20 protein-coding genes are annotated in these 21,141 nt (G+C 74.9%); 10 read left to right on the top strand and 10 right to left on the bottom strand.

What is annotated here, in order from left to right; translation table 11 throughout:
* Positions 1 to 102: 102 nt before the first annotated feature.
* Entirely contained in the window at positions 103 to 846 is a 744-nt protein-coding gene (locus ACGFZL_RS16125) for a TetR family transcriptional regulator (RefSeq protein ID WP_393692119.1), read from the top strand.
* Between the two features lie 170 nt (positions 847 to 1,016).
* Positions 1,017 to 1,430 (top strand): zinc ribbon domain-containing protein, encoded by a 414-nt coding sequence (locus ACGFZL_RS16120; protein ID WP_355173470.1) that lies wholly within the window; start codon positions 1,017 to 1,019, stop codon positions 1,428 to 1,430.
* 23 nt (positions 1,431 to 1,453) lie between these two features.
* Here the strand turns inward: ACGFZL_RS16120 and ACGFZL_RS16115 are convergent, their stop codons facing one another.
* Complete coding sequence (locus tag ACGFZL_RS16115; protein WP_393692117.1) at positions 1,454 to 1,837, bottom strand: PPOX class F420-dependent oxidoreductase; 384 nt, start codon at positions 1,835 to 1,837, stop codon at positions 1,454 to 1,456.
* A gap of 133 nt (positions 1,838 to 1,970) precedes the next feature.
* Between ACGFZL_RS16115 and ACGFZL_RS16110 the strand changes: the two genes are divergently transcribed.
* Positions 1,971 to 3,239: a S1 family peptidase gene (locus tag ACGFZL_RS16110; protein ID WP_393692115.1), complete on the top strand. Its 1,269-nt coding sequence runs from the start codon at positions 1,971 to 1,973 to the stop codon at positions 3,237 to 3,239.
* Here ACGFZL_RS16110 and ACGFZL_RS16105 read toward each other — a convergent pair.
* From ACGFZL_RS16105 to ACGFZL_RS16075, 7 genes are all read right to left on the bottom strand, one after another.
* Entirely contained in the window at positions 3,203 to 3,355 is a 153-nt protein-coding gene (locus ACGFZL_RS16105; RefSeq protein WP_355173669.1) for a hypothetical protein, read from the bottom strand. The two genes, ACGFZL_RS16110 and ACGFZL_RS16105, sit on opposite strands and share 37 nt — an antisense overlap.
* A 152-nt stretch (positions 3,356 to 3,507) precedes the next feature.
* Positions 3,508 to 4,203 (bottom strand): L,D-transpeptidase family protein, encoded by a 696-nt coding sequence (locus tag ACGFZL_RS16100; RefSeq protein WP_355173464.1) that lies wholly within the window; start codon positions 4,201 to 4,203, stop codon positions 3,508 to 3,510.
* Between the two features lie 172 nt (positions 4,204 to 4,375).
* Positions 4,376 to 5,290, bottom strand: a complete 915-nt coding sequence (locus tag ACGFZL_RS16095; protein WP_393692113.1) for an SDR family oxidoreductase — start codon at positions 5,288 to 5,290, stop codon at positions 4,376 to 4,378.
* A 137-nt stretch (positions 5,291 to 5,427) separates the two neighbouring features.
* A complete protein-coding gene (locus ACGFZL_RS16090; protein ID WP_393692111.1) occupies positions 5,428 to 6,057 on the bottom strand; it encodes an MBL fold metallo-hydrolase in 630 nt (209 codons plus the stop codon).
* The gene (locus tag ACGFZL_RS16085) at positions 6,057 to 7,145 is read right to left on the bottom strand and encodes an S-(hydroxymethyl)mycothiol dehydrogenase (protein ID WP_393692109.1); all 1,089 of its coding nucleotides are present in this window, start codon (positions 7,143 to 7,145) and stop codon (positions 6,057 to 6,059) included. Before ACGFZL_RS16085 ends, ACGFZL_RS16090 begins: the two co-directional genes overlap by 1 nt.
* A gap of 122 nt (positions 7,146 to 7,267) precedes the next feature.
* Positions 7,268 to 7,552: a hypothetical protein gene (locus ACGFZL_RS16080; RefSeq protein WP_393692107.1), complete on the bottom strand. Its 285-nt coding sequence runs from the start codon at positions 7,550 to 7,552 to the stop codon at positions 7,268 to 7,270.
* A 77-nt stretch (positions 7,553 to 7,629) separates the two neighbouring features.
* On the bottom strand, positions 7,630 to 8,133 hold the full coding sequence (locus ACGFZL_RS16075; RefSeq protein ID WP_355173454.1) for a metallophosphoesterase: 504 nt from the start codon (positions 8,131 to 8,133) through the stop codon (positions 7,630 to 7,632).
* Between the two features lie 114 nt (positions 8,134 to 8,247).
* Between ACGFZL_RS16075 and ACGFZL_RS16070 the strand changes: the two genes are divergently transcribed.
* Both ACGFZL_RS16070 and ACGFZL_RS16065 read left to right on the top strand, forming a co-directional pair.
* Complete coding sequence (locus ACGFZL_RS16070) at positions 8,248 to 8,745, top strand: MarR family winged helix-turn-helix transcriptional regulator (RefSeq protein ID WP_393692105.1); 498 nt, start codon at positions 8,248 to 8,250, stop codon at positions 8,743 to 8,745.
* A 68-nt stretch (positions 8,746 to 8,813) separates the two neighbouring features.
* The gene (locus ACGFZL_RS16065; protein WP_393692103.1) at positions 8,814 to 9,398 is read left to right on the top strand and encodes a hydrolase; all 585 of its coding nucleotides are present in this window, start codon (positions 8,814 to 8,816) and stop codon (positions 9,396 to 9,398) included.
* Positions 9,399 to 9,433: 35 nt separating this feature from the next.
* On the opposite strand, the gene ACGFZL_RS16060 is transcribed toward ACGFZL_RS16065, so the two are convergent.
* Both ACGFZL_RS16060 and ACGFZL_RS16055 read right to left on the bottom strand, forming a co-directional pair.
* Positions 9,434 to 9,613 carry a hypothetical protein gene (locus ACGFZL_RS16060; protein WP_393692101.1) on the bottom strand — a complete coding sequence of 60 codons (180 nt, stop codon included), beginning with the start codon at positions 9,611 to 9,613 and terminating at the stop codon, positions 9,434 to 9,436.
* 99 nt (positions 9,614 to 9,712) lie between these two features.
* Complete coding sequence (locus tag ACGFZL_RS16055; protein WP_393692099.1) at positions 9,713 to 12,157, bottom strand: SpoIIE family protein phosphatase; 2,445 nt, start codon at positions 12,155 to 12,157, stop codon at positions 9,713 to 9,715.
* Between the two features lie 247 nt (positions 12,158 to 12,404).
* Between ACGFZL_RS16055 and ACGFZL_RS16050 the strand changes: the two genes are divergently transcribed.
* The 5 genes from ACGFZL_RS16050 (at position 12,405) to ACGFZL_RS16030 (ending at position 21,128) form a co-directional block, all read left to right on the top strand.
* Positions 12,405 to 14,480: a SpoIIE family protein phosphatase gene (locus ACGFZL_RS16050; protein WP_393692536.1), complete on the top strand. Its 2,076-nt coding sequence runs from the start codon at positions 12,405 to 12,407 to the stop codon at positions 14,478 to 14,480.
* Positions 14,481 to 14,948: 468 nt separating this feature from the next.
* Positions 14,949 to 15,164 carry a type A2 lantipeptide gene (locus tag ACGFZL_RS16045; RefSeq protein WP_355173444.1) on the top strand — a complete coding sequence of 72 codons (216 nt, stop codon included), beginning with the start codon at positions 14,949 to 14,951 and terminating at the stop codon, positions 15,162 to 15,164.
* A gap of 108 nt (positions 15,165 to 15,272) precedes the next feature.
* Positions 15,273 to 16,079: an HlyD family efflux transporter periplasmic adaptor subunit gene (locus ACGFZL_RS16040; protein ID WP_393692097.1), complete on the top strand. Its 807-nt coding sequence runs from the start codon at positions 15,273 to 15,275 to the stop codon at positions 16,077 to 16,079.
* The gene (locus ACGFZL_RS16035; RefSeq protein WP_393692095.1) at positions 16,076 to 18,298 is read left to right on the top strand and encodes an NHLP family bacteriocin export ABC transporter peptidase/permease/ATPase subunit; all 2,223 of its coding nucleotides are present in this window, start codon (positions 16,076 to 16,078) and stop codon (positions 18,296 to 18,298) included. The genes ACGFZL_RS16040 and ACGFZL_RS16035 overlap by 4 nt, the downstream gene beginning before the upstream one ends.
* Before the next feature lies 1 nt (position 18,299).
* Complete coding sequence (locus tag ACGFZL_RS16030) at positions 18,300 to 21,128, top strand: NHLP bacteriocin export ABC transporter permease/ATPase subunit (protein WP_393692093.1); 2,829 nt, start codon at positions 18,300 to 18,302, stop codon at positions 21,126 to 21,128.
* Positions 21,129 to 21,141: the final 13 nt, after the last annotated feature.

Below are 21,141 nucleotides of genomic sequence, written 5' to 3'. Positions count from 1 at the left end.
CGATCGTACGTGACCGGCCGGTCGGGAGGGTGAGGGCACCCGGTTCCCTCACCCGGCGGCACCGAGTGCCAGGGGAGGCGTCCGGCTGCTACGTTCGCCTTCATGAGCACCAGCAGCGCGGCGCCCGGCCGCGGGAGCCCGGCCGATCCGCCGGGCGAGCGGCCGCCGATGCGGGAGGCCCTGGTCGCGGCGGCCTTCCGGCTCTTCCTGGAGCGGGGCTACGAGCGGACGACGGTGGAGGACATCGTCACGCTCGCCGGGGTCGGACGCCGGTCGTTCTTCCGGTACTTCCCCTCCAAGGAGGACGTGGTCTTCCCCGACCACGAGCGCTGCCTGGCCGACATGACGGCCTTCCTCGCCGCCTCCCCCGAGGACGCGGACCCGGTGGCCCGGGTCTGCGACGCGGCCCGGCTGGTGCTGCGCATGTACGCCGAGAACCCGGCCTTCTCGGTGCAGCGCTACCACCTCACCCGGCAGGTGCCGGGGCTGCGCGCGTACGAGCTGTCGGTGGTGTGGCGCTACGAGCGCGCGCTGGCGGCGCACCTGCGCGGGCGGCTGTCCGGGCGCGCGGACGGCACGCTGCGGGCCGACATGATCGCGGCGGCCGTGGTCGCGGCGCACAACAACGGCCTGCGCTCCTGGCTGCGTTCGGGCGAGCGCGAGGATCCGCGGGCCGCGGTGGACCACGCGCTCGGCCTCGCGCAGGCGATGTTCGAGGACGCGTCCGGCGCCCCGGTGGCGCCGCGCGCGGCGGGCCCCGCGGACGTGGTGGTCGTGGCCGCTCGGCGGGGCGCGCCCCTGTGGCAGGTCGTGCGGGAGGTGGAGGCGGCGTTCGGGCGCGAGTGACCGCCGTCCGCCCCGCCGCCCGTTGGGCATTCGAGGGTACGCAGTGCCTTTACGACTGACACTCAGTGCCATACGCTGAGTCCGTGCACGGTGGCACGGCGAGCCGAGCACCCGTGCGCCCGGGTGACCGCGCGCACGGATTCCGGCCCGAGTGCAGGGAGTCGACCAGCGTGTACAGCCACTCAGGAAACCTCGTCCAGCAGGCGCCCGGCTCCGCGACGGGCCTGCTCGATCCGGCGGCCGGGGACGGCGAGGCCATCGTCTTCCAGCGCTGCACCTGGTGCGCCACCGCGATGTACCACCGGGTGCTGTGTCCGGTGTGCCGCGGCAGCGACCTGCGGACCGAGCGCAGCGACGGCACCGGGACGGTGCGGCACGCCACCGTGGTGCACCGCAACTCCCCGGCCGCGCGCAATGTGTCGCTGATCGAGATGGCCGAGGGCTTCGTGGTGCGCGGCCGGGTCATGGGCCCGCTCATCGGCATCCACAGCGGCGACCGGGTGCGGCTGGCCACGGCCGCCGACCCGGTGCGGGGCGAGCCGGTCTTCCAGCTGGTGGACGAGACCTTCCGGGCCTGGACCTGAGCCGAACCGGCGGGCGGGGCAGGTCAGTTCGGCGTGATCCTGATGCCCACGGTGCCGTCCAGGCCCCGGCGCAGCCGGCTGCCGAAGAGGGTGAGGCGGCCCACGATCCCGTACTTGCGGGCGAGCAGCTGCCGGTAGCGCCCTGCGTCGGCCGCGTCGACGATCTCCGCCGTGGCGGGCACCTGCTCGCCGGTCGGGTTGCCGCGCAGATCGCAGGGGCCGATCAGCACGTCCGGGCGCTTGCGGATGCGCTTGACCTTGAAGGAGTCGGCGGCCGTCCACACCCCGAGTGTCGCGCCGTCGCGCACCACCCACACCGGGGTCGGGACCGGCGTGCCGTCCTTGCGGTAGCTGGTGACCAGCAGATACTTGCCCGCCCCGAGGCGGGCCGCCGACGCGTCGTCCATGGGGCGTGAGTCTAGGCGTGCTCGGGGCCCGAGGTGAACCGGTTCGCGCCGGGCCGCGTACGGGGAGGGGGCGTCCGGTCTCCGGTCGCCCGGCGGCGATCGGCGCCGCGTTCCTGGCCCCGGGGAGAGACGTATGAGGCAGGTACGACGCGGTGCGGTCCGGCGCGCGGCGCGGCTGGCGGCCGTCGGTGGGCTACTGGCCGGCACGGTGCTGGTCAGCCGGGCGGTGGCGAGCGAGCCGGCGGGACCGGCGCCGCCGACCCAGGCCGTGACCGCCCCGTCGTCCGCAGGGGTCGGCCTCGTCGCCCGGCTCGGCCCCGCCCGCACCGCGGGCCAGTGGACCGGGCCCGGCGGGCGGACGGTCGTCGCGGTCACCGACGACGCGGCCGGTGCGGAGGTGCGGCGGGCCGGGGCCGAGGCGCGGCTGGTCCGGCACAGCATGCGCGAGCTGAGGTCGGCCACCGCGCGGCTGCGCGCGGCACCCCGGGTGAGCGGGACGGCCTGGGCGCTCGACTACCGCGCGAACGAGGTGGTGGTACGCGGCGACAGCACCGTCTCCGGCGCCGACTGGACCCGGCTGACCGGCATCGCGCGGGGCATCGGTGACTTCGTCCGGGGCGAGCGCGTGGCGGGCGCGTTCACCACCCGGCTCGCCGGGGCCGGGCCGATCCGGTCCGCGACCGGGCGCTGCTCCGCCGGGTTCGATGTGACCGACGGCACAAGGGACTTCGTGCTGACCGCGGGGCACTGCGGTCCCACCGGCACGCTGTGGTCGGCCGGTAAGGACGGCGGGCGGCTCGGGACGACGGTCGCGGCCGGCTTCCCCGGCGACGACTTCTCCCTCATCGCCTACGCGAGCGGTACCGCCGGGAGCGGCGCCGGCGTGGTGGCGGTCGGCGGCGGCAAGGGCGTGCGGATCACGGGCGCCGGTGAACCGGCCGTCGGGCAGCGGGTGTTCCGCAGCGGCAGCACCAGCGGGCTGCGGGACGGTCGGGTGACGGCTCTCGACGCGACGGTGAACTACCCGGAGGGCACGGTCACCGGGCTCGTCCAGACGGACGTGTGCGCCGAACCCGGGGACAGCGGCGGTCCGCTGTTCTCCGAGGGGATCGCGCTCGGCCTGACGTCGGGCGGCAGCGGTGACTGCCTGCGCGGAGGCACGACGTTCTTCCAGCCGCTGACCGAGGCGCTGACCTCGCTCGGGGTGCGCCTGCTGGTGGCGCCGACGCGGGAGGCCGGGCCGGTACCGGCCCGGCCGACCGGGCGCCGGGCCCTGGGGCCCGGAATGCTGGTGGTCGCGGGGAGTCTGATCGCGCTGGCGGCCGGGCTGCCGAGGAGGCGGAAGCGGTCTCCGGGGAGGCGGGGTCAGGCCGCGCCGGCCCACTCCATGACGAGCCGCTGATACTCCTCGCGCTGCTCGACGCTCAGTGTCCCGCCCGACCGGAGCCACAGGGCCCGGATCTCCTCGTTGACCTCGGCCGCCGATCGCTCGGAGGACGGTTCAACAGTGGTGGACATGGTGTGAAGCATACGGGCCCGGGCGTGAAGGCGGCGTGAGTAATCCCGAGCCAATCGGACAAAACAGACCGTGTCCCTGATCACGTCGACCAGCACATCTGTCAAGTCCCGTCGGTGAGTTCACTCACGCCGCCGTCGTCCGGACCGGCCCGTCAGGTGCCCGGCTTGCGGCCGTAGACGAAGACGTCGTCGCCGTTCTTCAGCAGCGACCAGTACTTCTTCGCGTCCGTCTTGGTCATGTTGACGCAGCCGTGCGAGCCGGGCGGGTTCCACATGCTCACGCCGACCGAGTGGAACGCCTGGCCGCCGTCGAAGAACTGGCTGTAGGGCATGGCCACGTGGTAGATCGACGAGACGTGGTCGATGTGCCGCCAGTAGACCTTCTTCAGGCCGGTCCGGGTCTCGTAGCCGTTCCGGCCGGTGCGCACCGGGACCGGGCCGTACTTGAGCGTCTTGCCGTCCTGGATCCAGCTCAGCTGGAGGGTCAGGTCGACGCAGGCGATGCGGCCCTTGTTGACGGGACACTTGCCCGACTTGTTCGGGTTCTTCCCGACCGCCTTCTGCTTCGTCATCAGATCCATGACGCCCCAGGTGATCGGCCCGGCGTAGCCGATGTCGGGGGTGATGCCGTGCTTGGTCTGGAAGGCCCGGATCGCCGTGCAGTCGGCGGCGGACTGCTTGCCGTCGACCGGGCGGCCGAGGAACTTCTCGACCTTCTTCTGGTACGGGCCGGTCTGCGTGGAGCAGCTCGCGGCCTGGGCCGGAGCGGTGCCGAGTGCCAGCGTGAGCGGGGTCACCAGTGCGGTGAGCCCGAGGGCGACGGTTCCCCGTCGGCGTATGTCCCCCATGGCCGATCACCTTTCGCGTCGATGGTGCGGACGAGTCGGGGAAGTCACGCCCGCGGCGCTGCTCCCCGACTGCTAGACCGGCCTCGCGCCCGCACGGTTGCCCGCCGCCCGGCGACGGGACCGAACAGTGACATTCCGCACGCCCGGCGTCCGCCTCGTCGGCGGGTCCGCCTCACCGGTAGCCGGTGGCGTCCGCCGGGCCGCCCGCCTCCTGCACCTCGACCAGGTAGCGCCAGGCGTCCGGCCGGCTGCCGTCGAGGTCGGTGAAGCCGTACTCCCGGGCGAGGCCGCCGCTGGAGAGCGAACGGCCGTTGAAACGGGCCACGTCGGGGTCGGCGGCGAGCGCGGCCACGGCGCGGCCGACGTAGCGCGGCGACTCGGAGACGGCGAAGTGCGGCTCCTGGGCGAGGGCGTCGCGCCAGTTCTCCTCGCGCACGCCGAACTGGTCCAGCATGATCTCCGAGCGCATCCAGCCCGGGGTGAGCGCGAGGGCCGTGGCGCCGCGCGGGCCGAGTTCGTGGCCCAGGGAGAAGGCCATGCGCAGGACGGAGGACTTGGCGAGGTCGTAGAAGAAGGAGTTGCGGTAGTGGTCGCGGTTGTAGTCGTCGGTGCCGTCGGTGACCTCCACGACCAGACCGCCCGGGTGGCGCAGCAGCAGGGGCAGCGCGTGGTGGCTGGTGATCGCGTGGGTCTCGACGGCGAGCCGGAGCAGCCGCAGCCCCTTGTCGAGGTCGTGCTCCCAGATCGGGGTCTCCCACTCGAAGAGGGCCTCACCGCCCCAGATGTCGTTGACCAGGATGTCCAGCCGGCCCGCCTCGCGGGCGATCCGGTCGACGAGGTCCCGCACCCGCGCCGCGTCGAGGTGGTCGGTGGGCACCGCCACGCCCCGGCCGCCGGCCGCGGTGACCAGGTCGGCGGTGTCCTCGATGGTCTCCGGCCGGTCGTACTCCGAGCGCCGGGCGCGGGTGCTGCGGCCGGTGACGTAGACCGTGGCACCGGCCGCGCCGAGTTCCACGGCGATGCCGCGCCCGGCTCCCCGGGTCGCCCCCGCGACCAGTGCGACCCGTCCGTCGAGTGGTGCTGTCATGTCCGGCTTCCGTTCCTCTCCCGTACGAGCGCCCGCGCGCGGTCCGGCGCGGGTGTCGTGGTCGAGCCTGCCCGGAAAGCCGGACGTCCTCTGTCTCCTTTTCCCGCTCGGATTCCCGCTCGGATTCCCGCTCGGAGTCAGTGGCCGCGCGTGATCCACTCGTCGAGGTGCGGGGCCTCGGCGCCGATGGTGGTCGAGCCGCCGTGGCCGGTGCGGACCTCGGTGCCGGGCGGCAGGGTGAGCAGCCGGTCGCGGATCGAGTCGACGATCGTCGGGAAGTCCGAGTAGGAGCGGCCGGTGGCGCCGGGCCCGCCCTGGAAGAGGGTGTCGCCGGTGAACACCGTGCCGAGCCCGGGGTCGTACAGGCAGACCGCGCCGGGCGCGTGGCCGGGGGTGTGCAGGACCGTGAGGTCGGCGCCGGCCGCCTCGATGACCTGGCCGTCGGTCAGCCAGGCGTCCGGCTCGCGGTCGGGGTGGGTCAGCCGCCACAGCGGCAGGTCGTCGGGGTGCAGCCAGATGACGGCGCCGGTGGCGTCGGCCAGCGCGGGCGCGGCGTTGACGTGGTCGTTGTGGGCGTGGGTGCAGACGATGCCCTTGAGCCGACGCTCCCCCACGGCCGCCGCGATGGCGTCCGCGTCGTGGGCGGCGTCGATGACGATCACCTCGTGGTCGTCGCCGACCAGCCACACGTTGTTGTCGACGTCCCAGCTGCCGCCGTCCAGGGTGAACTTCCCCGAGGTGACGACGTGTTCGATGCGGGCGGTCATCACAGCACCACCACCGAGCGCAGGACGTCGCCCGCGTGCATCCGCTCGAACGCCTTCTCCACCTCGTCGAGGCGGATCGTCTCGCTGACGAAGCCGGCGAGGTCCAGGCGGCCCTGGAGGTGGAGGTCGATGAGCATGGGGAAGTCCCGGGAGGGCAGGCAGTCGCCGTACCAGCTGGACTTGAGGGCGCCGCCGCGTCCGAACACGTCGAGGAGCGGCAGTTCGAGCTTCATCTCCGGGGTCGGCACGCCGACCAGGACGACGGTGCCGGCCAGGTCCCGGGCGTAGAACGCCTGTTGGTAGGTCTCGGGACGGCCGACGGCCTCGATGACGACGTCAGCGCCGAAGCCACCGGTCAGCTCGCGGATGGCCTCGACCGGGTCACCCTGGCGGGAGTTGACGGTGTGGGTGGCGCCCATGGTGCGGGCGGTCGCCAGCTTGCGGTCGTCGATGTCCACGGCGATGATCTTCGCCGCGCCGGCCAGCCGGGCGCCGGCGATCGCCGCGTCGCCGACCCCGCCGCAGCCGATGACGGCGACGGTGTCGCCGCGGCCGACGTTCCCGGTGTTGATCGCGGCGCCGATGCCGGCCATGACGCCGCAGCCGAGCAGCCCCGCCACCTGCGCGGAGACGGCCGGGTCGACCTTGGTGCACTGGCCCGAGGCGACCAGCGTCTTCTCGGCGAAGGCGCCGATGCCCAGGGCCGGGGAGAGCTCCTGGCCGGTGCCGGCCAGGGTCATCTTCTGCGCGGCGTTGTGGGTGTCGAAGCAGTACCAGGGCCGGCCACGGGTGCACGCCCGGCAGGTACCGCACACGGCGCGCCAGTTGAGGATCACGAAGTCGCCGGGGGCGACGTCGGTGACGCCGGCGCCGACGGACTCCACGGTGCCCGCGGCCTCGTGGCCGAGCAGGAAGGGGAAGTCGTCGCTGATGCCGCCCTGCTTGTAGTGCAGGTCGGTGTGGCACACGCCGCACGCCTCGATCCGGACCACGGCCTCGCCGGGGCCGGGATCGGGCACCACGATCGTCTCGATCCGCACCGGCTCGTCCCTGCCCGGTGCGATCACGCCGCGTACTTCCTGCGCCATGGTCCTGACCCCTTCGTCGGCCACTGTCCGTTTCCCCTCCGACCCTACGCGTCCGCGAGCGCCGCCGATCAGCGCCGAGGGCCGCCCCGTTGGGACGGCCCTCGGCGTCGCGGTCGGCCGGGTCAGCCCAGGGCCGGGACCGCCCCGAACAGCGGGGACACCAGGCCGGTGACCTGCCGCAGCTGGTTGAGGTCGTTGAGCCGGTTCAGCTGCTGGGAGGGCCGGGGCAGCTCCCGGACCTGCTCGTCGGGCAGGTCGCCCAGGGCGAGCGAGTCGAGGGTGCGCATGGGGCTGAGCTTGCCGGACTCCGGCGCGCTCACGTCGGCCGCGTTCGCCAGCGGCGCGGCGAGGGCGGTGACCCCGGCGGCGAGGCCGACGGCGGCGACGATACGTCGTGTTGAGATCATGCCCTCAGCAACGCGGCGGGCCGCCCGGCGGACACGGGCCGGGCGTGTCGCTCACCCGGGAGGACCAGCGGCGCCTCTCAGGCCCGGCGGGGCAGTCGGTGCAGTTCCACGTCGGTCAGCCGGCCGTCGGCCGCCGTCGCGGTGAGGTAGGTGCAGAACGGCTGGCGGCGGCGGTCGGTCGGGGAGCCCGGGTTCAGCAGGCGCAGGCCGGTGTCGGCGCGGGTGTCCCACGGGATGTGGCTGTGGCCGAAGACCAGCACGTCCAGGTCGGGGAAGCGGGCGGCGCAGCGGGCCTCGCGCCCCTGGGCGGCGCCCGTCTCGTGGACGACCCCGAAGCGCAGGCCGCCGAGCGAGGCGTACGCCACCTCGGGCAGCCGGGCGCGCAGAGCCGGGCCGTCGTTGTTGCCGTACACGCCGACGAGCCGGCGGCTGCGGCTCTCCAGCAGGTCCAGGGTGGCGGTGTCGACCCAGTCCCCCGCGTGCAGGACGGCATCGGCGCGCGGGATCTCGTCGAGGAGCGGGGCGGGAAGTTCCCTGGCCCGCTTCGGCAGGTGGGTGTCCGAGACGATCAGGAGGCGCACGGTGTCAGCGTAGTTGCCGCCCCGGCAGCGTGACCCCCGCGCACCGGTCGCCCGGCAGGTGAAACTGTTCAGGCTGAGCTGGACAGTTTCGGCTGCCGTCCGTAGCGTGGCGGTGTGAACGCCGAGACGCCGCGGGCCCCCGAGCCCTCCGACGGCACCCCCGAATCGGCCGCCCGGGCCGCCCGCGAGCTGCGCGTGGTCTTCAGCCGGCTGCGGCGCCGACTGCGCGAGGTGTCGGCCGACGGTGACCTCACGCCGTCCCAGGAGTCGGCACTCGCCCTGATCGCCAAGCAGGGCGCCGTCACCGCGAGCGCCCTGGCGGCGGCCGAGGGGGTGCGCCCGCAGTCGATGGCGGCCACCCTGGCCGCGCTGGACGGGCACGGGCTGATCCGGCGCACCGCCGACCCCGAGGACGGGCGCCGCCAGCTCGTCTCCCTCACCGACGCGGGCCGGTCGCGCATCGCCGACCACCGCCAGGCCCGTCAGGAGTGGCTGGCCCGCGCCTTCGAGGAGCGGTTCAGCGCCGCCGAGCGCGAGACCGTGCTCGCGGCGCTGGCCCTGCTCGACCGGCTGACGGACACGTCGCACGACGCGGACCACGCCGCCACCTGAGACACCTCAGACATCCCAGACACCGTCAGACACGGAACCACCCCAAGAGCCACCCCGAAAGGCCCCCCATGAGCGTCACCGCCCTCGACCCCCGCACCGCCCTCGTCGTCATCGACCTCCAGGCGGGCATCGTCGCCGCCCCGGTGGTGCCCTACCCGGGCGCCGACGTCGTCGCCCGCAGCGCGGAGCTGGCCGACGCCTTCCGCGCGCGGGGGCTGCCCGTGGTGCTGGTCCGGGTCTCCTTCGCCGCCGACGGCGCGGACGCCGCGCCCGGCCGCACCGAGGCCGGCGGCGCCGGTGGGCCCCGGCCGCAGGGCTGGGACGTCGTCGTGGACGACCTCGCCGGCCGGCCCGGCGACATCACCGTCACCAAGCACAACTGGGGCGCCTTCCACGGCACCGACCTCGATGTGCAGCTGCGCCGGCGCGGCGTCACCCAGGTCGTGCTGACCGGCATCGCGACCAGCATCGGCGTGGAGTCCACCGCCCGCGCCGCCCACGAGCACGGCTACCACGTCACGCTCGCCACCGACGCGATGAGCGACATGGACGCCGAGGCGCACGACAACAGCGTGCGCAGGATCTTCCCCCGCCTCGGCGAGAGCGGTTCCACCGCCGACATCCTGGAACTGCTGGCCAAGACGCACGGCTGACGGCCCTCAGCGGGGCGTGGTCGCTCCGCGCGCGGTCAGTCCTCGCCCCGGACGATGTTCGAGTCCTGGCCGGAGCGCGGGGCGCGCGGGGCGCCGCGGTCCTCGACGGCCGGGACGCAGGTGCGCAGGGCGCCCTTGGCGCGCACCCGGCGGGCCGTCGCCCAGCCCGTCTCCAGGCGGCGTATGGCGGGTTTGTCACTGATGTCCGCGGTCACGGGACATCTCCTCCTCGGTCGCGGTGAGTCCTTGCCGCCGGACCGGGTCCCCGGAAGCCGCACCGGTGAAACGTATGGTGGGCGGCCTCACAGTGGCGGTCAGGGCCCGGCCGGCAGCTCGCTCCACACCTGCTTGCCCCCGCTCACCGGCAGCGTGCCCCAGGCGGTGGAGACGGCCTCGACCAGCAGGATGCCGCGCCCGCCGGTGGCCTCCCAGCCGATGCTGGTGGGCTTGACGGGCGTACGGGGCGAGGCGTCGGCGACCGCGAGGCGCAGTCGGCCGCCGGCCAGGGTGAGGTCGAGACGCACCTTGCCGTCGGTGTGCACCAGGGCGTTGGTGACCAGCTCGGAGACGACCAGCAGTGCCGAGTCGACGCCGTCGTCCCCCACGCCCCAGGTGCGCAGCGTGCGCCGGGTGAAGCGGCGGGCGTGCCGGACGGCCTCGGGCACCCGCCACACCGTCCAGGTCTCCCGCAGCGGGCGCACGGACATGCCGTCGTAGCGCACGAGGAGCAGGGCCACGTCGTCGCTGCGCCTGGCCCCGTCGAGCAGGGCGTCGGCGACCAGGTGCAGGTGGGCCGGGTCGGAGCGGGCCAGTTCGGCGGCGAAGCCGTCGATGCCCTGGTCGATGTCGGCCTCGGCGGACTCCACCAGCCCGTCCGTGGTGAGGGCGACGAGCGTGCCGGGGCGCAGTCCGAGGGGGCTCATCGGGAACTCGGCCTGGGTGACCACCCCGAGCGGCGGACCGCCCTCGGCCTCCGCGATCTCCGTCGTGCCGTCGGGGTGGCGCAGCACCGGGGGCAGGTGCCCGGCGCGTACGCACCACGCGGAGCCCTGCTCCAGGTCGACGTCGACGTACACGCAGGTGGCGAAGAGGTCGGTGCCCATGTCGGTGAGCAGCCGGTTGGCGCGGGAGACGACCACGTCCGGCGGGTGGCCCTCTATGGCGTAGGCGCGCAGCGCGGTGCGCATCTGGCCCATCAGGGTGGCCGCGGCGGCGCTGTGTCCCTGGACGTCGCCGATGACGAGCGCCACGTGGTGGTCGGGCAGCGGGATGACGTCGTACCAGTCGCCGCCCAGCTCGAGCCCCGCGGTGCTGGGCAGGTAGCGGGCGACGGCCTCGGCGCCGGGGAGCTCCGGCAGGCGGCGTGGCAGCAGCTGGCGCTGGAGCATGCCGACCAGCTCGTGCTCGGCGTCGAAGGCGTGGGCGCGCATCAGGGCCTGTCCGGCGAGCCCGGCGGAGGCGGTGAGCAGGGCGCGTTCGTCGGGGCCGAAGTCGTGCGGGGTGTCCCAGCCGATGAGGCAGGCGCCGGTCATCCGGCCGTCGGCGGGCAGCGGCAGCACGGCCAAGCCCCCGGGGCCGACCTCGGCGAGGGCGGGTTCCAGGCCGGTGCCGGCCGGCCAGATCTGGGCGCGGCCCTCCCGCAGCGCCGCGGCGAGGGTGGGCATCGCGCCGACCGGCGCCTCGGGCCACTCGGCGCGCCACTCCGCCCGCCACAGCTCGGGCCAGGACTCGGGCTCGGGCGGGTCGAGGACGGTGACGACGAGCCGCTCGCCCTCCAGCTCGGCCAGCGCGATCCGGTCGGCCCGCAGCGGCGGGCGCAGGGCGGCGACGACGGCCTGGCTGACGTCGCGGACGGTGCCGGCGTCGGCCAGGACGGCGGCGAGGTGCTGGACGCGGGCCACGTCGGTGACGTCGGGGCGCAGCGTGGCGGCGTCGGCGACGGTGCCGGCCAGGCGGGCGGGCCGGCCGTCCCCGCCGGGCAGCAGCCGTCCGCGCAGCCGCAGCCAACGGGGCGGGCCGGTGGGCCGCAGCACGCGGAACTCCAGCTCGCGCTCCCCCAGCGACATGTGGTCGGGCTCCACGACCGACATCAGGGCGGGCAGGTCCTCCGGCACGGTGAGGCCGAGCAGCGTCTCGACCTTGCCGTCGAACGCGCCGGGGTCGAGCCCGAACAGGGCGAGCACGTCGTCGCCGACGCTGACCCGGCCGGTGTCCATGGCCAGCGCGAAGGCGCCGGGCCGCGGTTCCTCGCCCTCGGGCCGCGCGGCCGGGGCGGGGCAGGTGACGGCGGCGGCGATCAGCTCCAGACAGGCGCGGTCCTCGGTGTCGAAGCCGCCGGGCCGCTCGGTCAGCACCAGCAGGCAGCCGCTCGCGTTGCCCGGCACGGGCAGGGCCGCCAGGGAGAACCCGCTGGAGGGCACGTGCCGCGACTCGGCCGACTCGGCGAACTCCTCGGGCCCCACCCACACCGGGCGTCCGCCGCGCCGGGCGTTGGCGACCGGGGAGCGGCCGTAGGCGGGATAGGTGTCCCGGATGCCGTAGAGGCTGCGGGGCACCCCCGCCGACTCGGCGAGGCACAGCAGGGCCGGGTCCTCGCCGGGCGTGTAGAGGGCGGCGAAGGCGGCGCCCGCGAAGACCAGGGCCTGTTCGAGGACGCGCCGCGGCCGGGCGGCCGGATCCCGGCCCGCGCCGACCGCCTTCAGGGCGTCCGCCAGGCGGGGCGCTCTGGTTCCGCGTCCTGTCACGCCCTCAGCGACCACGCCTCATTACAGCGCGTACGGGCCCTCAGCGCAGCCCCCGTGCGCGTACCCGCCCCGCGGACGGGGCCGTCCCGCCGTGCGGCGGGGGCGTTCAGGGGGCAGATTTGAAGCCGGGGCTCGGCAGCGTGGCCCGGAGGAGGTGATCGCCGTGACCCACGGTCGGTCGCCCCGCCCGCACGACCCGCCCCGCCCGGACGACCCGCCCCGCCCCCACGACCCGCCCGCCGACGCGCCCGGCGGACACCCGGTGCTGTCCCTCGCGCTGGCCTCGATGATGGAGGAGGTCCAGGCGCAGTCGGGGGCGGTGTACCTGCTCAACGCCGATCCCCCGGTTCTGGAGATGGCGGTGATGGCGGGGCTGCCCCGCACCTTCGCCGCCCCCTGGGAGCGGGTGACGCTGCACGCGCCGGTCCCGGTGGCCGACGCGGTGCGCGGGCGCCGGCTCGTGTGGGTCGGCGACGCGCAGGAGATGGCCCGCAGCTATCCCCGGGTCGCCGTGGTGCTGCCCTACCCCTTCGCGCTCGCCGCGGTGCCGGTGGCGACCGAGTCGGCCGTGTACGGCGCGGTCTTCCTGACCTGGCCCGGCACCCGGCCCCACGGGCTGACCGACGCCGAGCGCGAGCACCTGACGGCGGCGTGCCGCAGGCTCGCGGTCCGCCTGGAGCGGGCGGTCGAGGCGAGCATCCCGGTGCATCCGGAGCCCGACCTGCTGGCCGCCCCGGCCATCGGCGGGGTGCCCGGCACGCTCGGCGCGGGGGAGGCGGTGCGGATGGCGGCGCGGCTGCCGTACGGCCTGTGCTCGCTCGACCTGTACGGGCGGGTCGGCTACGCCAACCCGGCGGCGGCCGACCTGATGGGCGTGCCCGTGTCCCGGCTGCTCGGCACCCAGCTCTGGACGGCGGTGCCCTGGCTGAACGACCCGCTGTACGAGGACCGCTACCGGGCGGCGCTGTTCAGCCAGCACACCACGTCCTTCGCGGCGCTGCGCCCGCCGGGCGACTGGCTCTCCTTCCAGCTGTACCCGAGCCGGACCGGCCTGAGCGTCCGCATCAACCGCGCCCGGGGCGTGTCGCGGCCGGGCGGCACCGCCCCCGAGGCGGCCGGGGCGTCGGCCCGGCTGGTCACCATCTCGCAGGTGGTCAGCCTGACCGGCGCGCTGTCCGAGGCGGTCGGGGTGCGGGACGTGGTGCGGCTGATCGCGGACGAGATCGCGCCGACCGTGGGCAGCCGTGCCCAGGTGGTCCTCGCCTCCCGGGCGGGCCGGCTGCACGTCCTGGGCCACCACGGCTATCCGCAGCCCTACGCCGTGGAGCGCTTCGAGGGCATGCCGCTGTCCGAGCGGACGCCGGGGACCCAGGTGCTGCAGACCGGGGTGCCGGCGTTCTTCGAGTCGCGGGAGGAGCTGGAGCGGCTCTACCCGTCCCGGCAGTCGACCCGGGACGGCTTCGCCGCCTGGGCGTTCCTGCCGCTGATCGCCTCGGGGCGGCCGGTGGGCACCTGCGTGCTCGCCTACGACGCCCCGCACTCCTTCAGCACCGAGGAGCGGGCGGTGCTCACCAGCCTGGCCGGCCTGGTGGCGCAGGCGCTGGACCGCGCGCTGCTGTACGACGCGAAGAACCGGCTGGCGCACGGCCTCCAGGAGGCCCTGCTGCCGCACTCGCTGCCGGCGCTGCCCGGCGTCGCGGCGGCCGCCCGCTATCTGCCGGCCACCCGGGGCATGGACATCGGCGGCGACTTCTACGACCTGGTGCCGGCCCGGGGCACGGCGGCGGCGGTGATCGGGGACGTGCAGGGCCACAACGTCACGGCTGCCGCGCTGATGGGGCAGGTGCGCACCGCCGTACGGGCGTACACCGCCGTCGGGCAGGAGCCCGAGGAGGTGATGCGCAGTACCAACCGGCTGCTGATCGACCTGGGCGCAGAGCTGTTGGTGAGCTGCCTCTACCTTCGCCTGGACGCCGCCGGTGGCCGGGCCGTGCTGGCCCGCGCCGGCCATCCGCCGCCGCTGCTGCGCGGCCCGGACGGGACGGTCCGGGTGCTCGACCTGCCCGGTGGCCCGCTCCTCGGCGTCGACGCCTCGGCCGCCTACCCGTGCACCGAGGTCGCGCTCGACCCGGGCGCGTTGCTCGTCCTCTACACCGACGGGCTGGTGGAGTCCCCCGGCGTGGACCTGGAGGAGTCGGTGGGCGAGCTGGCGCGCCGGGTCGCCGAGGCCGGCGACCTGCCCCTGGACGAGCTGGCCGACCGGCTGATGGGTCAGGACGCGGATGCGGGGGAACGCCCGGACGACGTCGCGCTGCTGCTGCTCAGGACCGGGGGTTGAGGCGCTCTCCCGCCCCACTCGCGACACCACTCTGAGTGTCCCCGGCGTCACAGCCTGCCGAGGGCCGCATGCGGGATCTCCGCTTCGGCGAATCTGCACAGCGACAGCCCAACCACGTCACCGCCGCCCGCGAATCCGCACATCTCCCGGACGCCGCCCGCCCGTTTGGGGCGCAAGTGCCGGACCTGTCGGGCGGTCGGCGCCACGGGCGGCGTGGCCGGTGTGAAGGACCCGCCGCGAAGGCGTGCGCGCGCCTGCACCGGCGGGTGCGAAATCATCGCGAACGCCCTGGTGGGAGGGGGTCGTCAAGTGGAAGCCGCCGTCCGGCGCGTGCTTTGATCCATCGCACCGCGGGCCCCGTGGGGCTCCGGAACGGGGCGCCCGGTGCCCGCGGGCCGCGGCCGTCATCTGTCCCCAGAGGGGGCCGCTCCCCCCTTGTGAAATTGCTCTATGAAGGGAAGTTCCCCCATGAACTCCACCCCCCAGGTCCAGACCGCCGAGATCTCCGACGCCGAGCTGGACAACGTCTCCGGTGGCCTGAACGTGAACGCCGTCGGCACCGTCACCGGCCTGGTGGACGGCGTCGCCCCGGTCTCGGGCCTGGTCGACACGGTCGTCGGCACCGTCCAGGGCGTGACCGGCCTCAACACGGCCCCGGTCACCAACCTGGTCGCCGGTCTCTGATCGCGCCTCTGTGCCGCTGAGTCCCGGAGCCGCCCTGGCGGCTCCGGGACTCTTCGGCGCTCGCCCCTTCCACCCCTTCGCTCCGGCCTCCCCAGGGACACCACCGACGTGCAGTTCCGCCAACAGGCCCTCGACCGGCTCCAGTCGCCGGAGGACCTCGACCTCCCGGTACGCCTCGCCCGCCCGCAGGGCTGGCTGGTGCTCTGCGTGACCGTGCTCGTCATGGCCGCCGCCACCGTGTGGGCCGTGACCGGTTCGGTGACCTCCACCGTCGGCGCCCCCGCCGTCCTCACCCACGGGCAGGGCAGCTACCTCCTCCAGAGCCCCGTCGCCGGCCAGGTCACGGCCGTCCTCGTCCGGCAGGGCGGACGGCTCGACGCCGGGGCGCCGGTGCTCAAGGTCCGTACCGCGCGGGGCGAACAGGTCGTCCGGGCCATCGACGCCGGCCGGGTCAGCGCGCTGGCCGCCACCGTCGGCCAGATCGTGTCCACCGGCACGAACGTCGCCTCCGTGGAGAAGGTGGCGCACGCCGACGACCCGCTCTACGCCACCGTCTACGTGCCCGCCGAGAACGCCGCCGCCGTGCCCGCCCGCGCCGCCGTCGACCTGACCGTGCAGTCGGTGCCCGACGGGACCTACGGCGTACTGCGCGGCCGGGTGCAGTCGGTGGACCGGACGGCGCAGTCGGCGCAGAGCATCGGCGCGTTCCTGGGCGACGGGCAGCTCGGCGAGCAGTTCACGAAGAAGGGCAGGCCGGTGGCGGTCACCGTACGCCTTCAGACCTCGGCGAGGACCCGCAGCGGGTACGCCTGGTCGACCGCGGACGGGCCGCCGTACGGACTGACCTCCATGACGCTGGCGTCCGCCTCCGTGCGCCTCGCCGACCAGCGTCCCGTCGATTGGCTGCTGCCGTGACCACCGCACCACCCGGCCCCCGCCGCGCGCGCCGCGCCGCCCCGCCGAAGCGGCGGACACCCGTCAGCCGGGGCAAGACCGTCCGCACGCCCACCGTGCTCCAGATGGAGGCCGTCGAGTGCGGCGCCGCCTCCCTGGCGATGGTGCTCGCCCACTACGGCCGGCACGTCCCCCTGGAGGAGCTGCGCATCGCCTGCGGAGTCTCCCGCGACGGCTCCCGCGCGAGCAATCTCCTGAAGGCGGCGCGGAGTTACGGTCTGGCCGCCAAGGGCATGCAGATGGACCTGGCCGCCCTCGCGGAGGTGGCGGCGCCGGCCGTGCTGTTCTGGGAGTTCAACCACTATGTCGTCTTCGACGGCATGGGCCGGCGCTTCGGCCGGCGCGGGGTGTTCGTCAACGACCCCGGCAAGGGCCGCCGGTTCGTCTCCCTGGAGGACTTCGACGGCAGCTTCACCGGGGTCGTGCTGACCATGGAGCCCGGTGACGGCTTCGCCCGGGGCGGCCGCAGGCGCGGCGTGTTCGGCGCGCTGCCGGCCCGGCTGCGGGGCACCGCGGGCACGCTGCCCGCCGCGATCCTGGCCAGCCTGCTCCTGGTGGCGGTCGGCGCGGCGGTGCCCGCGCTCAGCCGTACCTATATCGACATGTTCCTGATCGGCGGGCAGTCCTCGCTGCTCGACGTGGTGTTCCCGTCGATGGCGGCCTGCGTGCTGCTCACCGTGGTGCTGACCTGGCTCCAGCAGGGCAACCTGCTGCACGGCCGGATCGTCTCCTCCACCCTCTCCAGCGCCCGCTTCCTGCGCCATCTGCTGCGGCTGCCGGTGACGTTCTTCGCCCAGCGCAGCCCGGCCGACCTGGTGCAGCGGCTGCAGTCCAACGACACGGTGGCCGAGACGCTGGCACGCGACCTGGCGGCGGCGGGCGTGGACGCCGTCGTGGTGGTGCTGTACGCCGTGCTGCTGTACACCTACGACCCGCAGCTCACCGCCGTCGGCATCGGGGTGGCGCTGCTGAACGTCGCGGCCATGCGGGTCGCGGTGCGGCTGCGCGCGACGCGCACCGCCAAGCTGCGCGCGGACACCGCCCGGCTGACCAACACCGCCTACACCGGCCTGCAGTTGATCGAGACCATGAAGGCGACCGGCGGCGAGGACGGCTACTTCCGCAAGTGGGCCGGGCAGCACGCCACCACCCTCGAGGAGCAGCAGCGGCTCGGGGTGCCGAGCGCGTGGCTCGGGGTGGTGGCGCCGACGCTGGCGACGCTGAACAGCGGGCTGATCCTGTGGATCGGCGGGCTGCGCGCGGTGGAGGGGCACCTGTCGGTGGGCCTCCTGGTCGCCTTCCAGGCGCTGGTGGTGCGCTTCACCGCGCCGCTGACCCGGCTCAACGGCGTGGCGGGCCGCATCCAGGACTTCGCCGCCGACGTGGCGCGGCTGAAGGACGTGGAGGACTTCCGGGCCGACCCGCTCTACGACCGCCCCGGCGGCGGGGAGACGCGCCGGCTGCGCGGCCACGTCGAGCTGGTGGACGTCTCCTTCGGCTACAACCCGCTCGACAAGCCCCTGCTGGCCGGCTTCGACCTGACCGTCGGTCCCGGCCGGCAGGTGGCCCTGGTCGGCGGCTCCGGCAGCGGCAAGTCCACGGTGTCCCGGCTGATCTCCGGCCTGTACGCCCCGTGGGAGGGGGTCATCCGGATCGACGGCCGGCGCCTGGAGGACATCCCGCGTGGGGCGCTTGCCGCCTCCGTCTCCTTCGTCGACCAGGAGGTGTTCCTCTTCGAGGGCACGGTGCGCGACAACGTGGCGCTGTGGGACCCGTCCGTGCCCGACGAGGCCGTGGTCGAGGCGCTGCGGGACGCGGCGCTGTACGACGTCGTGGCGCGCCGTCCCGGCGGGATCCACAGCCGGGTCGAGCAGGACGGGCGGAACTTCTCCGGCGGGCAGCGCCAGCGTCTGGAGATCGCCCGGGCGCTGGTGCGCGGGCCGAGCGTGCTGGTCCTGGACGAGGTGACCAGCGCCCTGGACGCGGAGACCGAGCAGGTGGTGATGGACAACCTGCGCCGGCGGGGCTGTGCGTGCGTGGTCATCGCGCACCGGCTGAGCACCGTGCGGGACAGCGACGAGATCGTGGTCCTCCGGCACGGCACGGTCGTCGAGCGCGGGCGGCACGAGGACCTGCTGGCGGCCGGCGGCGCCTACGCGGCGCTGGTCAGGGAGCGGTGAGATGACGTCGGTCCACGAGGGGGGCGACCTCGTCCTCGGGGCGCTCGGCGGGCTCGGCACCCGGGTCGGCGCGGCCGGCTCCGGGCGGGTCGACCTGGAGGGCCCGCAGGTGCTGTGGCTGGTGGCCGCCGGCGCCCTGGACCTGTTCGCGGTGGACGCCGCCGACCAGGGCCACTGGCACCACCTGGGCCGCCTGGAGGCCGGCGCGGCCCTGCTCGGGCCGGTCGCCGGGCCCCGGCACACGCTGGTCGCCCGCCCGCTGCGGGACTGCGTCCTGCACCGGATCGGGCTGCGCGAGCTGTACCAGGGGGCCGACGGCCAGGGCTGGGAAGGGAGCTGGGAGTACGACGCGTACGGCACCCCGCACCAGGTGCCGCCGGCGGCCGGCCCGCTGGAGCACGCCCTCTCCCTCGGGATGGGCCGCGGCCTGTCCGTACTGGTGCAGGCGCCGACGGCCGACCGGTCCCCCGCGGCGGCCGACGACGAGGTGTTCTGGACGCGGGTCCCGCCGGGCAGCGTGCGCCACGGATCGCTGTACGGCGAGGAGGCCGCCGCCGACCTGCTGGTGGACCCGGCGCTGTGGCAGGGCATGGTCGACCACCAGTACCGGTTGCTGACGGCCCTGGACCGCTGGATCGAGCAGCTGGAGCGCAGCCACGCCTCGCGGACGGCGGCCGGCATCGAGGCGGGCGAGGCGGTGCGCGCCCAGGCCGACCGGACCCTGCTGGCCTCGCTGGGCCGGCGCCCCGGCCGGCGGGCGACGGCCGCCGACGCCGACGCCACCTTCGCGGCGTGCCGCCTGATGGCCCGGACCGCCGGGATCGTCCTGGCCGAGCCGGCCCGCGGCGGCGCGGACGGGGACCGCCTTGACGCGGTGGAGCGGATCGCCGTCGCCTCGCGGGTGCGCACCCGGACGGTGCGCCTGGCGGGCCGCTGGTGGCGTGAGGACGTCGGGCCGCTGGTGGGACACCGGGCGCTGTCGGGCGCGCCGGTGGCGCTGCTGTGGCGGCGTGGCGGCTACGTGGCCGTGCACCCGGCGTCGGGGCGCGAGACACCGGTGGAGAAGGCGGACGCCGGCGAGTTCGAGCCGCGCGGGGTCATGTTCTACCGGCCGCTGCCCGAGGCGCGGCTCGGCCCACTGGGGCTGCTGCGGTTCTGCCTGCGCGGTACCCGCGGGGACCTGGTGTGGCTGCTGCTGAGCGGTCTGGTGACGGTGGCGGCCGGCGCGCTGGTGCCGGTGGCGACCGGCCGGGTGCTCGGCGAGTTCGTGCCGCGGGCGCAGACCGGCCCGATCGTGCGGGTCTGCCTCGCGGTGATGGTGAGCGGGGTGGTCGCGGCGGTCTTCCTGCTGCTCCAGAACCTCTCCATCCTGCGCCTGGAGGGGCGGGTCGAGGCCACGCTCCAGCCGGCCGTGTGGGACCGGCTGCTGCGGCTGCCGACCCGGTTCTTCGCCGAGCGGTCCACCGGGGAGCTGGCCAGTGCGGCGATGGGCGTCAGCGCGATCCGCCGGCTGCTCGCCGGGGTCGGCCCGACGGTGGCCCAGTCGGTGACCGTGGGCGCGGTCAACCTGGGGCTGCTGCTGTGGTTCAGCGTGCCGATGGCGCTGGCTGCGCTCGGCATGCTGGCGGTGGTCGCGGCGGTCTTCCTCGGCCTCGGGCTGTGGCAGGTGCGCTGGCAGCGACGCCTGGTGCGGCTCACCAACAAGCTGAACAACCAGGCCTTCCAGACCCTGCGCGGGCTGCCCAAGCTGCGGATCGCGGCGGCGGAGAACTACGCGTACGCCGCCTGGGCGGCCCCGTTCGCCCGTAGCCGCGAACTCCAGCGGCGGGCCGGGCGGGTGAAGAACCTCAACGCCGTGCTCGGCGCGGTGTACCTGCCGCTGTGCACGCTGCTGATGTTCATGCTGCTCGCCGGTCCGGCGCGCGGGGCGATGTCGGCGGCCGAGTTCCTCGCCTTCAACGCCTCGGCGACCATGCTGCTGACCTCCGTCACCCAGCTGACCGGCGCCTTCGTGTCCGCGGTGGCCGCGCTGCCGCTCCTGGAGGAGATCCGCCCGGTGCTCGACGCGGCCCCCGAGGCGGACTCCGCGAGCACCCGCCCCGGCCCGCTGTCGGGGGCCCTCGAGGCACGGCGGCTGTCGTTCCGGTACACCGACGACGGGCCGCTGGTCCTGGACGACGTGTCCCTCGCCGTCCGCCCCGGCGAGTTCGTGGCCGTCGTCGGCCCGAGCGGCTGCGGCAAGTCGACGCTGCTCAGGCTGCTGATCGGCTTCGACCCGCCGCTGTCGGGCAGCGTCCTGTACGACGGCCAGGACCTGGCCGCCCTGGACCGGTCGGCGGTGCGGCGCCAGTGCGGGGTGGTGCTCCAGCACGCGCAGCCGTTCACCGGCTCGATCCTCGACGTCATCCGCGGCACCGGCGCGTACACGCCCGAGGAGGCGATGGCGGCGGCCGAGCTTGCGGGGCTCGCCGACGACATCCGGCGGATGCCGATGGGGTTGCACACGATCGTGTCCGGCAGCGGCGCGGTCTCCGGCGGGCAGCGGCAGCGGCTGATGATCGCCCAGGCGCTGATCCGCCGGCCGCGCCTCCTCTTCCTGGACGAGGCGACCAGCGCCCTGGACAACGAGACCCAGCGCACGGTGATCGAGTCGACCAAGGCGCTGAACGCCACCCGGGTGGTCATCGCGCACCGGCTGTCCACCGTCCTCGACGCGGACCGGGTGATCGTGATGGAGGAGGGCCGGATCGCCCAGCAGGGAACGCCCCGGGAGCTGCTCGCGGACACCGGCGGCCGGCTGCACGAGCTGGTCCGGCGGCAGCTGACCTGAGGCGGCACCGGAC

Origin of the sequence: Streptomyces sp. NPDC048182, assembly GCF_043202555.1 — a bacterium.
Taxonomy (GTDB): Bacteria; Actinomycetota; Actinomycetes; order Streptomycetales; family Streptomycetaceae; genus Streptomyces.
Note: the sequence above shows the minus strand (reverse complement) of the source record. Positions and strands in the feature narration are given on the sequence as shown.

Coding starts and splice junctions, on each gene's coding strand:
- ACGFZL_RS16100 (WP_355173464.1), bottom strand. CDS start 4,203: ATGGGGGACATACGCCGACGGGGAACCGTCGCCCTCGGGCTCACCGCA.
- ACGFZL_RS16105 (WP_355173669.1), bottom strand. CDS start 3,355: ATGTCCACCACTGTTGAACCGTCCTCCGAGCGATCGGCGGCCGAGGTC.
- ACGFZL_RS16115 (WP_393692117.1), bottom strand. CDS start 1,837: ATGGACGACGCGTCGGCGGCCCGCCTCGGGGCGGGCAAGTATCTGCTG.
- ACGFZL_RS16045 (WP_355173444.1), top strand. CDS start 14,949: ATGAACTCCACCCCCCAGGTCCAGACCGCCGAGATCTCCGACGCCGAG.
- ACGFZL_RS16030 (WP_393692093.1), top strand. CDS start 18,300: ATGACGTCGGTCCACGAGGGGGGCGACCTCGTCCTCGGGGCGCTCGGC.
- ACGFZL_RS16095 (WP_393692113.1), bottom strand. CDS start 5,290: ATGACAGCACCACTCGACGGACGGGTCGCACTGGTCGCGGGGGCGACC.
- ACGFZL_RS16090 (WP_393692111.1), bottom strand. CDS start 6,057: ATGACCGCCCGCATCGAACACGTCGTCACCTCGGGGAAGTTCACCCTG.
- ACGFZL_RS16080 (WP_393692107.1), bottom strand. CDS start 7,552: ATGATCTCAACACGACGTATCGTCGCCGCCGTCGGCCTCGCCGCCGGG.
- ACGFZL_RS16085 (WP_393692109.1), bottom strand. CDS start 7,145: ATGGCGCAGGAAGTACGCGGCGTGATCGCACCGGGCAGGGACGAGCCG.
- ACGFZL_RS16125 (WP_393692119.1), top strand. CDS start 103: ATGAGCACCAGCAGCGCGGCGCCCGGCCGCGGGAGCCCGGCCGATCCG.
- ACGFZL_RS16110 (WP_393692115.1), top strand. CDS start 1,971: ATGAGGCAGGTACGACGCGGTGCGGTCCGGCGCGCGGCGCGGCTGGCG.
- ACGFZL_RS16065 (WP_393692103.1), top strand. CDS start 8,814: ATGAGCGTCACCGCCCTCGACCCCCGCACCGCCCTCGTCGTCATCGAC.